Below are 14,348 nucleotides of genomic sequence, written 5' to 3'. Positions count from 1 at the left end.
ACGCAGAGCGTCCCTAGAGGCATTTCCACGCGGAGCGTGGGAACGATTAATTAACGGGGAAGGGGTTCGCGATTATCGTCATCTTCAGCATGCAGAAAGATCACCCGCGGATGCTCCAGTGGTGCCAGCGGCGGTGGCAATTCCTGCGGATGAACCGGCCAGAAATGTGTCACCACATGGCTGATGTCACCCTCCTGATCGTTATGAATGGTCATCACCCCAGGCGTGCGCAGTTTCTGAAAGCGCTCATCGCAGAGTTTGAAACTCTTGCTCAGCCCTTCATCGTCAATCACCGGCGATGGCAAGCGGCGCTGGGCGAAGCTGCGGCTTTTGCGCTGCTGATAGCGCGCCCAGGAAATCAGAATCACCGCGTTGACCAAGGCAATCCACAGATAAATCTGCAAGGTGCCCAGCGCGTCGAACGCCGATTTATCAAGCAGCGGCCCGCCCGCGTGAGTTTCAATAAGCGGCCACAAGCCACGGATCAGCAGAAACAGCAGGCCAACCCAGGCAATGACCGTAAGGATCACGTCGATCACGACCAGAAAGGGCCGCTGGCGGGTCCGGATGATTTTCATTTGATGACCTCCTCTTCGTCGTCGCCGATCGGTTTGATGCCCCGATCAGGACTGACCCAACGCGCACGTTTCTGATGTTGACCGAACAGCACTTTGGGGAAGCTGACCAACGTGGTCAGCAGGCTGATAAGCCAGAACACCAACGGATACCAGACCACCCAGAACATCGTGCGGCCCAATCCCGGCTCATAGCGCCGATCGATGACGATGCTTACCGCGAACTGCACCAGACAGACGAACGCCAGCAACAAACCGGTAAATGCCGGTGGCATCAGGTGATCCACTGCGATTGCCTCGGGCATGACCACAAACTTGCCGACGCCCCAGAAGATTACCGACAACAAGAAGGTGAACGCCCAACCGGTCGACAGGCAGTATTCGAACAGCAGCGGCCACAGGTAACGGTGACGGTACTGCCAGATACCACGAATGTTTTTGAACAGCACTTCGGCACCGCCCTGCGCCCAGCGCAGTCGTTGCTTCCACAGACCGCCGAGGGTTTCCGGCATGAGGATCCAGCACAGCGCGCGCGGCTCGTAGAAGATGCTCCAGTGGTCGAGTTGCAGCTTCCAGCTGATATCGATGTCTTCGGTGATCATGTCCGGGCTCCAGTAACCGACGCGGTTCAACGCGGTACGGCGGAACGCGACGATCACCCCGGAGACGGTAAAAATCCGCCCGAATACCCGTTGCGTGCGCTTGATCAAGCCGATGATGGATGAGAACTCACCGACCTGCACCCGCCCGACCAGCGTCGAGCGCGTTCGGATCCGCGGGTTACCGGTCACCGCGCCAAGGCGTGCGTTATCCAGCATCGGTGCGACCAGATAGGCTGCGGTGTTCGGCGCCAGCAGCGCATCACCGTCGATGCATACCAGATACTCACTGCGCGCTGCGATAGCGCCCATGCGCAAGGCGACGGCTTTGCCCTGGTTTTCCGCCAGGTGCAGCACGCGCAGGCGCGGATCTTCCTTGGCCAGCGCATCCAGCACTTGCGCGGTGTTGTCCTTCGAGCCGTCGTTGATCGCGATAACTTCGATGTTCGGATAATGCTGGGCCAGCGCCGCGTGGATCGTATCGGCGGCATTGTCGCCTTCGTTGTAGCAAGGGATCAGGATCGAGATCAGCGGCTCGCCTTCCAGTGGCGGTGGCAGGGTGTCGTCCTGCCACGGCCAGTGGCGTTCCCAGTGCAGCCAGAAGTACAGGCCGCCGGCAATCCACAACCCGGACATGAACAGCGGGTAGAAGAACACGAAGTCCATCAGGAACTGCCCGGTGACCAGGAAGATCAGCCCCAGCGGCACGCCGAGGACGAGCGCCAGAACAAGCAGGGCTAACAGTCTATCCAGCATGTTATGGATTCCATTTGTTGGAGAGTGCAGGCCTTACGGTTTTCAGGTCCGGCAGGTTGTCGAGGAAGTTGTCCGGGTAGTAACCGAAACTGGTCGCGCCCTGACGCTTGAGACGGCCCATCCAGTCCGCCAGATGTGCGCCGTCGATGTCGGCCTGATCCTTTTTCGTCCAGTCGCGGGCCTGCAATTCGAACACCGTGCGGTTCAGGGCTCCGGGGCGCTCGCTGACGGTTTGCACCAGGGTTTCCAGCCACGGGCCGGACTCGGCCTGGGTCTGTTTTTCCATGAGCGGCATGGCCATCGGCGCGGTCCAGTCATAGGTCTGCAGGAAATCGTCGAGGTTCTGTGCGTACCAGGCTTCGCTGCCGGGATTGAGCATCGGCTCGGCGAAAATATTACGTGCGGTCAGCACCTGCGGGCCCCGAATGGCGCGGACTTTAGCGGTCAGCTCGTTGGTGAAGTCGATCAGGTAGCGGCTCTTGAACCGCGTCCATCGCTGCAGGGCCGCCGGATCATCGCGCAGGGCGGCAATTGAACCTGGCAAACCGTGGGCGACGTAGGCTTTCAACGCTTCGGGGCCGGCGTCCTCGAAGTCCGACAGAATCGCATCGTCGTGATAGAGGATGCCGTCGACCGAGGTCAGCCGCGCCACGTCCTCGTAGATTTCGCCGATGATCCGCCGCACCTCCGGATCGAACGGTGACAGGCGTTGGTACTGATCCGGATCGATTGCGGTGGTGCCGGTTTTCGGATCCCAGCGCGTGACACGCGGCAGCTTCGCATCAAGGCCGAAACTCAGCACCGGCATCCACGCAAACACCTTCACATTGGCGCGAGTACGCAGTTGCCGGGCCACGCGGTCGAAAATATCCGCACGTACCGGCAAGTGACGGTTGGGAAAGTACAGCGAGTGCACCAGACCATCGCCCTGCGGATCGGCAAAGGCTTGCAGGAACACCGTGTTGGCGCCCATGTCGGCCATGCGCTGCACCAGTTTGCCGAGGTTGATGTCCTGTTGTGCCGGATCCGGGTCGTAGACGTTGTCCAGATCAACGTGCACCACACGCATGACGAAATCCGACTGCACGTCGACGATGCTATTGGAGAAAACCTCGCCGTCGGGATCGGAGGAAACCAGGAAGCGCGGGCTGCTCATCAGGTTGTCGAGGGCGTCGAGACCGTCGTCCAGCGTCAGGGCCATTTCGTAGCCCTCCTCGCCGACCACGGTCAGCGATGTGCCATCCGCCGCACCATACGGCCAGACCCAGACGCGTGGTTTCTTGCCGGTGACCTTGCGGATTTTTTCCGAAATGTTGTTCACGTCGATGCGAATCCGTGCCTGGAAATCGGCCTCGGACTCATAACGTTTGGTCACCGGGTCATAGCGCCGGGTCGCAGCAGCAGGCTGCAGGTTGCCCTGCGGGTTGGCCAGGATCCCTTTGTGGTTGGCGTCGGTGTGCGCGGCAATTTCCACCAGGCCGGATTGCGAGATTTCGCGCACCTGTTCCCAGGTCAGGAAGTCGGAACGCGCACGCGGCGCACCGGCAAAATCCACCGGTTGATTGAGCGGCGTGTCGATCCAGACGCCGACCGGGGCCAGCAAGGCGTGCCAGTTGTAGGCACGCAGCACCGGCAGCACGCGGGTGTAAAAGCTCGAATAGCCGTCGTCGAAGCTGAGCAGGATCGCTTTCGCCGGCAGCTCCGGGCCGCCCTTGCGCGCGGCCATGATCTGGTCGACCGTCACCGGTTTGTAGCCGTTCTCGCGCAGCCACGCGAGCTGCTCGATCATACGCTCGGTGCGCACCGCCACCACGGCCTGATCGGGATCGCGGTCTTCAACATCGTGATAGGCGATGCCGAGCACGTGATTTTTCGGCCACGGTTTTTCGCTGGCCGCCAGCGGACGCTCGGACGGCGGCGCAAAGGCCGGAGCTTGCTGGGCGCAGGCGCTGACCAGCAGCGCTCCCAGCAGAAGGATGAAACGCGAAATCAAAGGCATCTTCAAACTCTTCTAGAAGCGGAAAGTGAGGTCGACGAGCAGACGCAGATCGGTCTCCCGATCACCGTCGTAAGGCCGGTTGATCACACTGAACAAACCGCCCACCTCGAACACGTCGTTCCAGGCATAACGCTGGCCGTAACCGAGCAGGGCCATGCCGCCGGTGCCGTGCTCACGCTGGCTGTACGTGCCTGCACCGGCCTGGAATTGTTGGCTCCAGGAGGTTTCGTAGCGGTGGTAGAGCACGTGATTGACGTTGACCAGCGGCATCACGCTGAAGTCGGATTTGGGGTTGAAGTACGGCACGTCATCGGACTTGGAGTTGTGGCTGGTACCGACTTCCAGACCGGCGTCGACCTGCACGTTCGGCGCGCTGTAGACGCCCTCGCGGCCGGTGAGCAAGGCTTCAACGCGGTTGTTGCCGTCGCTGAAGTGCGACGGGCTTACCGACAGGCGCCACTCGCGGCTTTCGTTGGCACGCCAGCGAATGAAACCGCTGCCGCCATTGGCCTTGATGTCACTGTTGAGCGCGCGCAATGGCGTCTCGGCCGACAGGTATTCGAGGCTGCCGCCGTACTGCCAGTGGTCATTGAAGTCGCGGGCGATCGCCAGACGCGCGCCCTGTTTGTCGCCGAAACCGTAATCGTGATTGGACACCTCGGCTTCAAGGGTCATGTCACGAGTGCGGCGCTCCAGGCCGACACGCTGAAAGCGGTGGTGCCCGGTGCCTTCGGCGAAGTCGCCGGTGGCATACCCGGCCCCGGCGAACACGCGCCAGTCTTCATCGATCGGCGGGCTGTACAGGGTGGTCTGGATACCAAAATCGCGGCTGCCACTGACGGCTCCGGCATCGCCACTGCCGCCGCCATTGGCCTTGCCGCCGTAGGCTTCAACGCGCAGTTCGGACATGTCATGCACTTCGCGCTCGCGCGCTGCACGCTGGACCTGACGGTTATCAGGGAAACGCGCGACCACGTCATCGGTCAGCGCATCCATCTGCCGCCATTCCTGCAGCGTCATCGCCGTGCGCGCCTGCGCGACTTCCAGGCCCATGCCGCGCGGCACCATGCTCTCGGTTTCCTTGAGCTGGATTTCCGCACGGCGCGGCCATTGCCGCGCCAGATACAGGTCAGCCTGGGCCAGACGCAGGCCGACATTGCCGGGGGCCTGATCGACCAGCGTCTGCAAGCGTTCTTCGCTGTGGGGCAAGTCGGAACCATAGGTCCCGGCCTGCGCGGCCAACTGCTGGGCGTCCATCCATTCATGGTTGGGATTGCCGATGGGCAAACCTTTGAGTTCGACACGCGGACGCTGGGACTTGGCAGCGTCCTCGGCGACTTTGCGCGCTTCATCGGCACGGTCGCTTTCCAGCAATGCGTAATACAGCGCGGTGGTGTCTTCGAGGCGATCACCGACATCAGCGTCCGGCGCCGACAGCACCTGGCGATACAAGTCCGCGGCGATTTCCGGTTCACGTTGATCCAGATACGACGCCGCTACCCAGCGCAGGGCATAAGTCGGAATCTTCACGCCTTCGGCTTGCAGCTTCTGGTACTCAGTGATGACGTCGGCCGTGCGTACCCTGGCCTTGAGTGCGCCCATGCGGTCGATGCGCCAGCGAATGACGTCGTCGTGAGCTGTGGCGTCAGGTGTCCAGGTGGCGAGCAGTTTGTCGTAATCGACCAGCGCACGGTCGGCGATGACGTAGCGTTCTTTTTCGCTGCGGGTGGCGAGTTCGGCGAGACGCACGCGCTCGGCGGCCAGATCACCTTCGAGGCGACGCAACGTGACCGGATCGATCAACCCCGGACGCTGATTGGCCAGACGCAGCGCCGGTTCCGGCAAACGCGCCTTTTGCAGAGCAACCACGTATTCGCGAGCGACTTCCGGCTTGCTGCCGGCGCGCTTGAAGGCCTGATCGTATTCGAACAGGGCATCGTAAGGTTTGTTGTCACGGGTCAGGGCATAGCCCAAGGCGAGACGGCGCGACGGATCATCGGGCTTGGCCGCCACCAGCGCTTTGGCGCGGGTCACCGCTTCGTCGGGTTTACCGGCGTCAGCCTGGGTCAGGGCCAGGCCCAGTTGCAGATCGGCGTTATCCGGCTCCAGCGCCAGGGCCTTGTTGTAGACCTGAGTCGCCTGGTCCCAGCGCTTGAGGTTGCGATAGGCACGGGCGGTGGCGGTCAGCGCCTGAACCGGCAGGACGCGGTCGCGGCCCTGGGTTTCATAAACCTGCACCACCTCGGCATCGAGGCCGGCCCAACTGGCGATTTGCAGGTGATCGCTGATCTGCCCGGTCGTCGACTGACCGGGTGGCACCTGACGCAAAACCGTCAGCGTCGGCGTGTACTGCCCGGCGCGAGCGTCGCGCACCATCTGATCGTAGGGTGTGTCGGCAAACGCCAGCGCCGGCCAGAGCAACTGGCTGCACAGCGCGACTCGGAACAAAGGGCGTAAACCACGATGTAATACAGGAACATCAATACGCGGCATTCGTCAGCATCCTTACATGGCCAGCCGGGTCGCAATGCCCTCCTTGCCCATTCGTAACGGTGGCCGCCAATGCACATGCAACGGCCAAGCTTAGTCAGGCAGTTTTGCACGCAAGCGTAGAGCAACATCCAGAACACAATAATTGTTCAGAATCGTGCTGGCGGTTCAGCCGAAACCCGAACGCCAGACAGCAAAACGCCCGGCGTCTGTGCGATACAGAGGCCGGGCGCTGCTATTAAGAACGCAGAATTACTGCACTTGCGTGACGCCTGCGAACTTGCTCATCAGGAAGCCGACGAACTGCTCAACGGTCATCTTCTGGCCGTTGAATTCGACCTGATTGGCGGCGTAGTGCAGCTTGGTCACGACGTTGGTGCCGTCGACGACGGCCAACTGCGAACCGACCGCCATGCCGGCGAACATGTCAGCCGCTTCCTTGGACTGATCGACGATGGCTTTGGCATCGGTCTGACCATCCAGTTGCGCCTGTACGCTAAGCAGATCGACCAGCATCGGCTTGGACACCTGGATATTCAGATCAAGCAACGCAATCAGTTGTTTGCCCAGTTGATCCGGCGGCAAATCCATCGATTGCGGCTTGGTCAGGTCGATCACCAGATTGGCCTTGCTCTCGCCGTTGGCGGTGTTGAACGAGAGGTTTTCCAGCGCAATCTGTGGGCCGGCGGCCAGCAATTTCTGCAGGTCGGCTTTGACCTGGGCGTTTTCAGCTTCGGTGAGGTTCAGCTCCGGCGCTGGCAAGCCCTGGGCTGCAGCCTCGGCCGCGGCTTTTTCATACGGCTGCAATTTGGTCTGGTAGATCTGCATCAGCGACATGGTCGACGGGATGTCGAGGTTTTTCAGGCTCATGGCCATGTTCGCCGAACCGACTTTCTTGTCGTTGATGCTGACTTCGCCAATCTTGTAATCAGCACGACCCGAGGCATTGCTGCCGTTTTCTTCGGTGAGGTTCTTCATTTCGAAGTTCTTCACACCGAGCACCGATTGCTTGGTGCCGAAGGTGGTTTTGCTGTTGGTCAGCTCCAGGGTGTTTTCCCCGGTGTAGTAGCCGTAGCTGCTTTTGGCGAGGTTGCTGGCCAGGGTCAGACCGTTGAGTTCGACCTGCACCGGCGCCTGATCTTCAGCCACGGTGACCAGCTTCAGGTTGTCCATGTAACCGTCTGCCTTGACCTTCTGCGCTTTGGCGTTAGCGGAGATGTTCATGGTCAGGCCGGAAAATTTCAGACTCGATTGCTCATCCAGCGCAGTTTCGAACGGCAGCAGGTCGAGAGTGCTGGTGGTGGACTCGTCGTAGCCGATGCTGGTTACGCCTTTGAGCGGCGCGGCGCCCTTGGTGGCGGCGAACCATTTCTCGGTGGCCGGATTCTTTTCCAGTTCGTAGTTGCTGGTGGCCATGACCGGCAGCCATTTCAGCGAAACCAGACGCGAGAACGGCAGCGGACCGTGTTCGATGTGGTCGACAAACAACAGTTCGACCGGCTTGTCGCCAAACATCTCGCCTTCACCCTTGAGGCGATAGTGCGCGGTACTGGTGAAAGTGTGGCGTTCCAGCGACACCAGCTCCAGCGATGCGGTGCCGTTGGAGCCGGCCATCGCGGTTTGCAGCTCTTTGTTGGCATTGCTGACGGCGTTGTTCAACACACCTTCGATCTTGGTCCCGGTGTACCAGGCCCCGCCCGCGCTGATCGCGCCGATGGCAACAACAATTCCGAGAAGCACGCCTGCTGATTTATTCATGAATGACCTGATCGATTTCCGTGGCTGTGAGTGTGGTCGTCTTCCCTGAACCCGTGACCGGGTCGCGGCTCGACTGCGCTGAATTCAGCGGTGGAGATTAGCACCGGGCGCGCAAGACGGCCCAATGTTTAAAGGTTAAAGAGTGTCTTTGGGGAGAGTGGACAGTGGGCGGGCAGTGAGAGTTTCGCTGTTTTTCAGTCCGCCTTCGCGAGCAAGCTCGCTCCCACAGTGGATCTGTGCTCAACACAAATCCACTGTGGGAGCGAGCTTGCTCGCGAAGGGGCCAGATGATTCAGCAGAGAATCAGGAATACTGAACCTCAATCTCATCCAGTTGATGATCAAAGCTTTTCAGCCGCGCGGTCCACGTATACACCAGCACTTCGAAGTCCCGATCGATCACCGCCCCACCCGGCCCGTCGGCGCGCGGATCACAGAAATCCAGTTGATAGCGCTCGCGGGCCATGGCCGTGGCGACATCGGACAATTCGCGGGCGTTGTTCAACCAATGCCAGCCCTCGTCATCGATCTGCTTGTCTAGTTCAAGACACTGCTTTTTCAGCGCTTCGAGGCTCTTTTCCAACGGCGTGCCGGTGAGTTCGCCCATGACTTCGGCGAATGTCCGCCCCGGTTGCCAGTAACTGCCCCAGAAATACCGGTCGAACACGGTTTCGACCCGGCGCAGGGCGACTTTGGTGTCCCAGATCAGCACCAGGGTCTTGCCCTGTTCAAGCTGCCGCTTCTTCACGCGCTGCACCTGAACCGACGCCCAGGCGACCACGACGATGGCCATGACCGCAATCAGCGCGACGGCGCTGTCGAGGAAAACCATGGCCTTGTCGATCTGATGGGCCAGCATGATGCCGTAGAAATAGGTGGCCGAGAGCAGCACCAGCGCTGCGAGGGCGCACCAGAAGCCGAGAGCGTAAGGGTTTTTCATTATTGGTTTCCCCTAGACCAGCGCTAGCAATGTGCGCTGAAAGGGCGCCTTGCTCGGGGCACCCTTCCAACACTTCAAAGCATAGCAACGGCCTCAGGGTTTGCTGGGGCTTGCAGCGTGCGTTCGTCCGCTTTCCCAACCGCCGCCCAAGGCGAGGAACAAATCGATCTGGCTCATCGCAACCTGGGTGTTGGCGGCGGCCAGTTGCGCGGTGACATCGGTGTAGGTGCGCGTTGCTTGCAGGTCGGCGAGGAACGACTCGCGGCCGGCCTGGAAGAAGCGGTGGGTCTGGTCGGCGGCCAGTTTCGCTGACTGCTCGGCATCGGCCAGCGCATCGCGGCGTTGCAGCAAGGCGCTGTACTGAGCCAGACCGGTCTGGGTTTCGCGAATGGCGTTGAGCACCACGCCGTCAAAGTGCGCCAGTGCGCCTTGGGTCGCCGCTTCTGCCTCGCGGATTCGCGCACGAGCGCCGTTGGTCGGCACTTTCCAGCTCAGCGATGGGCCGAAACCCCAGCGGTTGGTCGACGGATCACCCAAGTCATCGATGAGACCAACAGTGCCGATGGTCGCGCCGATACTGATGTCCGGATACAACTCGCCAGTGGCGACGCCGATGCCGGCGGTCGAAGCGGCCAGACGACGTTCGGCCTGACGAATGTCCGGGCGACGTTTGAGCAGCGCAGCGCCATCGCCGACCGGCACCAGTTGGGCGATTTTCGGCAGTTCGGCGCAGGTGGCGGTGCCGGCCGGCAATTGATCGACCGGTTTGGCCAGCAGCATCGACAGACGGTACAACCCAGCTTGACGGGCCGCTTCATAGCGCGGCAGTTCGGCGCGCAGGGATTTGAATTGGGTTTGCGAGCGAGTCACCTGAGTTTCGTCGCCACGGCCGGCATCGCGCAGACGTTGAATCAGCGTGGTGCCTTGCGATTGCAGGTCGAGGGAGTGCTGGGCAATTTCCCGTTCTTCGTTGGCCGCGCAGACTTGGGTGTAAGCACGCACGACGTCTGCCACCAAGGTGATCCGCGCCGTGTCTGCCGCTGCCTGGGTCGCGTCGGCATTGGCCTTTGCGCCTTCGATGCCGCGTTGCAAAGTGCCCCACAGATCGAACTGATAAGAAGCGCTGATGCCGATGTCGCCGACGTTATCGACCGGGACTTTTTCCGGCAGCAAGAATGCCTGACCAGACTCTTGCAAACGCTGCGCACCCATCTTCACACCTGCGCTCCAGCCGCCCGCTGCTTCGGCCTCATCGACCTGAGCTCGAGCCCGCTGCAGGTTCGCCGCCGCTACGCGCAGATCGGTATTGGAAGCCATGGCCTGCTGCACCAGTTGATCCAGCCGCGCATCCTTATAAAGACGCCACCAATCCGCCGGCACCGGCGCCGAAACTACCGGTTTGCCGGCCACCGCCAGTTCGCCCTGAAAATCCTTGCGCTGCACCGCTGCATCCTCAGGCACGTGATAATCCGGCCCGACCATCTGACAGGCCGAGAGCATCACGCCCAACCCGGCGATCATCAGCGCCCTGCTCATTGCGCAGGCTCCTGTTTCCGCTCGTCGCGTGGCTGATCGTCGATGATCGAAACGGTGGCAGTGCGTCCGGCGATCATGCGGAAATCTGCCGGCACGTCATCAAAGGCAATCCGCACCGGAATCCGCTGCGCCAGCCGCACCCAGCTGAACGCCGGGTTGACGTTCGGCAACAGATTGCTGCCGCTGGTACGGTCGCGGTCTTCGATACCGGCGACGATGCTTTCAACATGCCCGCGCAGTTTGGCGCGGTCGCCGATCACACGAATATCCACCGACTGGCCAACATGAATGCCGTCGAGTTTGGTCTCTTCGAAATAGCCGTCGATGTGAAACGAATTGCTGTCGACCACCGACAACACCGGACGCCCGGCGGTAACGAATTCCTGCGGACGCGGCGCACGGTCGTTGACGTAGCCGTCCACCGGGCTGCGGATCACTGAGCGGTCGAGGTTGAGCTGAGCGCTGTCCACGGTGACCATGGCTTCGGCCAGTGCCGATTGCGCGCGGGCGACCTTCGACTGGCTTTCTTCCAGTTGCTCGGCCGGCACCAGGTTACCGAGGCCACGGTTACGCTTGGCCTCGCGCTGGGCTTGAGCGAGGGTTTCTTCGCGATCAGCGACGGCCGCCTTGGCCTGACGCAGGGCCAGTTTGAAGCGATCCTGGTCGATGCTGAACAGCACCTGGCCACGCTTGATCAACTGGTTGTCTTTCACTTCAACCTGCTGGATCAACCCGGAAACGTCCGGGGCGATCTGGATGATGTCGGCGCGAATGTGGCCGTCACGGGTCCACGGCGCGAACATGTAATACATCACCATGCGCCAGACGAGGACAACGGCAAAAGTCACGATCAGCAGGGTCAGTACCACGCGACCGATGGTCAAAAACGGTTTTTTCATGTCATCAGGTATCGACTGAGTGAGTCCACGCCGTACAGCAGTACCGCGTAGAGAGCCACGTTGAACAATGCCCGGTGCCAGACCAGACGGTAAAAGTGCACGCGCTGAAGTACGCCATGCACCAACAAAAACAGCACATAAGTAATGCCCATCAACACCAGCAGGGTCGGCAGGAAAATGCCGCTGATGTCCAGATCACCGATCATAGGGGCGCTCCATCGGGCAGCGGTTCTTCGGAGTCGGCACTGGCGACGAATTCGACGCCGGGCAACAACGCCAGACGCAAACCGCTCAAGGCATGCAACAGGTTCAGACGGGTTTCATCGTCGCCCTGGCCATTGAGTGCGCGACGAGTGCGATCGAGGGTCATCAACAATGGCGCTGGCGCCGGCAAGCGTTCGCCAGCCTTGAGACAAGCGCGGAAATACTCGCCGACTTCACTGACTACTTGCTGCAACAGCGCGTTCGGCGCGCCCGTCACCCGTGGGGTATAGGCGAGTAAATCGAGCAGGTTCAGGCCGACGCGGACTTCGCGCATGGCGATGCCGGTGTCTTGGCCGGTGAGGGCCAGACGCGGCAGGTGCTGCATCAGTCGATCGAGCAACTGCACGCCCAATTTGCGATGTTCGGCAAGGTTGGCCGGCTCGGTCATGTGGACGATGTCTTTCCAGCTGAAACGGGTCAGGCGTTTGGCTGCCAGTTCGGCGCCGAACGGGCGTGCGACCAGCGTCCAGATGAAAGCGAAAAGCAGGCCGATCGGTCCAGCGAGGTTGGAGTTCACGAAGGCGAAAAAATCCGCATCGTAAGCGCCCTGAATGCTGATGAACGACGAGGTGTTAACCAGCGTCAGCAGCATGCCGAGGAAGAACCGCGGCTGTACCGTCAACGTACCGACGCAGATGAACGGGATGGAAAACGCCAGCACCAGCATCGGGAAGTCATGCAGGTTGGGCAGAATCAGAAACAGATAAAGGCTGGCGAACAGCACCGACATCCCGGTCCAGAAAAAGAACCGGTAAATCTGCGGTGCCGGGTCGTCCATCGAGGCGAAAAAGCTACAGGCCACCGCGGCGAGAATCACCGCGCTGCCGCCGTCCGGCCAGCCGAGCAGAATCCACAGCACCGAGGCGGTGATGATCGCCAGAACGGTCGAGGCCACCGAGTAGAGCATCAGTCCACGATCAATAAACGGTGTCAGTCGACCCAGTCGCCAGTGGCGATACACCGCGCGCCAGCTGTCCTGGCGTTCGCAAAGAATCGCGTCCTGCAGACTGCGGCAGTCTTGCCACAGATCGATGAATTCGCCGAGACGATAAATCGAATTTGAGAACAGCAATTGCCTACGATCCTCAAGCGCCTCGACGCTCGGCTGCAGGGCTTCGAGCTGATCTTTCAGCGTTTGCCAACGGTCGAGATCGGCGTCCGGGTGACCGAGCCATTCACGGGTCGCGGTAAGCAGCGGTGCGAATTTTTCCACCAGTTCCGGCGTGCGCCGTTCGAGGGCGTAGAGCGAATCTTCCAGCGCATCAATCACCGGTAATAGATGAATCATCCGCCCGCGCAATTCTTTGGTGTTGCGCACGGTTTGCGGTCGCGCACCTTCGTGAGGCAACTGGCCAATCATTAATTCGAGGCTGTTGAAGTTGGCAACCATGGCCATGCGCAACGCAGTGACTTCTTCGGGCTGCACGTCGCGGCTGAGGAATTTCAGGCTGTAGGTCGTTGCGTCGGTGAACCACTTGCTCACGGCATCGTTGAACACCGGGGCCAGACGACGCGGCCAGAACATCGCGCCGACCACGGCGGCAACGGCGATGCCGAGGAAAATCTCTTCGGTGCGCGCCTCTGCTACGTCCCACACCGCCAGCGGGTTATCCACCACCGGCAAGGCAATCAGCGGCAGGGTGTAACCGGCGAGCATCAATGCATAGTTGTTGGCCGTGCGCAGTTGCAGGGACAGGAACAGCAAAATACCCGTCCACAGCGCGATGACCACCACCAGCACAAACGGACTCTGCACGAACATCGGCACGAAAAAAACCGCCGCCGCGGCACCGAGAAAAGTCCCGATGGCGCGGTACAAGGCCTTGGAACTGGTCGGCCCGAGAAACGGGCTGGAGACGATATACACCGTGGCCATCGCCCAATATGGACGCGGCATTTGCATGAGCAAGGCGATGTACAGCGCGATCATCGACGCTGCAAACGTACGGACCCCGTAGAACCAGTCACGGGCCGGCGGAATGCCGGAGAAAAAACCGTTCAAGAATTGACCACCAAAGGCGGACTGGCCGCCTCAAAAGCTCTGAGTACCCGAAGCGTAGCTTCCAGATCGCTTTGCTCGATGCCTTCGAGCACCTCGTGACGCAAGCGCACCAGTTCGATCTCCACCGCTTGCACCAGTTCACGACCGGTGTCGGTCAGGCTCAGGCATTTGGCCCGGCGATCCTGGGCATCTTCGGTGCGGCAGACGTAGCCGGAATGGCACAACTGATCGAGCAGACGCACCAGCGACGGACTCTCCATCCCGGCGGCCTGCGCCACCCGCACCTGGCGCACGCCCTCGCCCAAGCGGCCGATCATCAACAGCGGCACGGCGCAGGCTTCGGAGATTCCGTAGTTGACCAGCGTGGTCTGGCAGATCTTCCGCCAATGCCTGGCGGCCACCACCATGGCACTGCTGATGTTCATCTGGAGAGCGTCGAGTTCGTTCGGCACGAGGAAATGCACACTGTTAGTTTGCTAACTATCAATATCGCATTGGAGGGGAATTTCAGTCAAGTTTTGAAACAAATTG

11 protein-coding genes are annotated in these 14,348 nt (G+C 60.8%); all 11 read right to left on the bottom strand.

The window, feature by feature from the left end; genetic code table 11:
* Positions 1–50: 50 nt before the first annotated feature.
* The 11 genes from pgaD to AB4O11_RS09330 all read right to left on the bottom strand — a co-directional run bounded on the left by pgaD (position 51) and on the right by AB4O11_RS09330 (position 14,242).
* Positions 51–578: a poly-beta-1,6-N-acetyl-D-glucosamine biosynthesis protein PgaD gene (pgaD, locus tag AB4O11_RS09380; protein ID WP_460130499.1), complete on the bottom strand. Its 528-nt coding sequence runs from the start codon at positions 576–578 to the stop codon at positions 51–53.
* Positions 575–1,930, bottom strand: coding sequence for a poly-beta-1,6-N-acetyl-D-glucosamine synthase (pgaC, locus tag AB4O11_RS09375; RefSeq protein WP_093440350.1), 1,356 nt, complete (start codon positions 1,928–1,930; stop codon positions 575–577). Before pgaC ends, pgaD begins: the two co-directional genes overlap by 4 nt.
* A gap of 1 nt (position 1,931) precedes the next feature.
* A complete protein-coding gene (pgaB, locus tag AB4O11_RS09370) occupies positions 1,932–3,929 on the bottom strand; it encodes a poly-beta-1,6-N-acetyl-D-glucosamine N-deacetylase PgaB (protein WP_460130498.1) in 1,998 nt (665 codons plus the stop codon).
* Positions 3,930–3,941: 12 nt separating this feature from the next.
* Positions 3,942–6,422: a poly-beta-1,6 N-acetyl-D-glucosamine export porin PgaA gene (gene pgaA / locus AB4O11_RS09365; protein WP_460130497.1), complete on the bottom strand. Its 2,481-nt coding sequence runs from the start codon at positions 6,420–6,422 to the stop codon at positions 3,942–3,944.
* 249 nt (positions 6,423–6,671) lie between these two features.
* Positions 6,672–8,177, bottom strand: coding sequence for a YdgA family protein (locus AB4O11_RS09360; RefSeq protein ID WP_320336035.1), 1,506 nt, complete (start codon positions 8,175–8,177; stop codon positions 6,672–6,674).
* Positions 8,178–8,480: 303 nt separating this feature from the next.
* Entirely contained in the window at positions 8,481–9,116 is a 636-nt protein-coding gene (locus tag AB4O11_RS09355) for an NADH:ubiquinone oxidoreductase subunit N (RefSeq protein WP_320336036.1), read from the bottom strand.
* A gap of 93 nt (positions 9,117–9,209) precedes the next feature.
* Complete coding sequence (locus AB4O11_RS09350; RefSeq protein ID WP_116256408.1) at positions 9,210–10,652, bottom strand: efflux transporter outer membrane subunit; 1,443 nt, start codon at positions 10,650–10,652, stop codon at positions 9,210–9,212.
* On the bottom strand, positions 10,649–11,551 hold the full coding sequence (locus AB4O11_RS09345) for an efflux RND transporter periplasmic adaptor subunit (RefSeq protein WP_099757674.1): 903 nt from the start codon (positions 11,549–11,551) through the stop codon (positions 10,649–10,651). The genes AB4O11_RS09350 and AB4O11_RS09345 overlap by 4 nt, the downstream gene beginning before the upstream one ends.
* On the bottom strand, positions 11,548–11,757 hold the full coding sequence (locus AB4O11_RS09340) for a DUF1656 domain-containing protein (RefSeq protein ID WP_034151805.1): 210 nt from the start codon (positions 11,755–11,757) through the stop codon (positions 11,548–11,550). The genes AB4O11_RS09345 and AB4O11_RS09340 overlap by 4 nt, the downstream gene beginning before the upstream one ends.
* Complete coding sequence (locus tag AB4O11_RS09335; RefSeq protein ID WP_460089436.1) at positions 11,754–13,817, bottom strand: FUSC family protein; 2,064 nt, start codon at positions 13,815–13,817, stop codon at positions 11,754–11,756. Before AB4O11_RS09335 ends, AB4O11_RS09340 begins: the two co-directional genes overlap by 4 nt.
* The gene (locus tag AB4O11_RS09330; protein WP_093440308.1) at positions 13,814–14,242 is read right to left on the bottom strand and encodes a MarR family winged helix-turn-helix transcriptional regulator; all 429 of its coding nucleotides are present in this window, start codon (positions 14,240–14,242) and stop codon (positions 13,814–13,816) included. Before AB4O11_RS09330 ends, AB4O11_RS09335 begins: the two co-directional genes overlap by 4 nt.
* Between the last annotated feature and the right edge of the window lie 106 nt (positions 14,243–14,348).

Source organism: Pseudomonas sp. H1_D05 (assembly GCF_054682705.1).
Note: the sequence above shows the minus strand (reverse complement) of the source record. Positions and strands in the feature narration are given on the sequence as shown.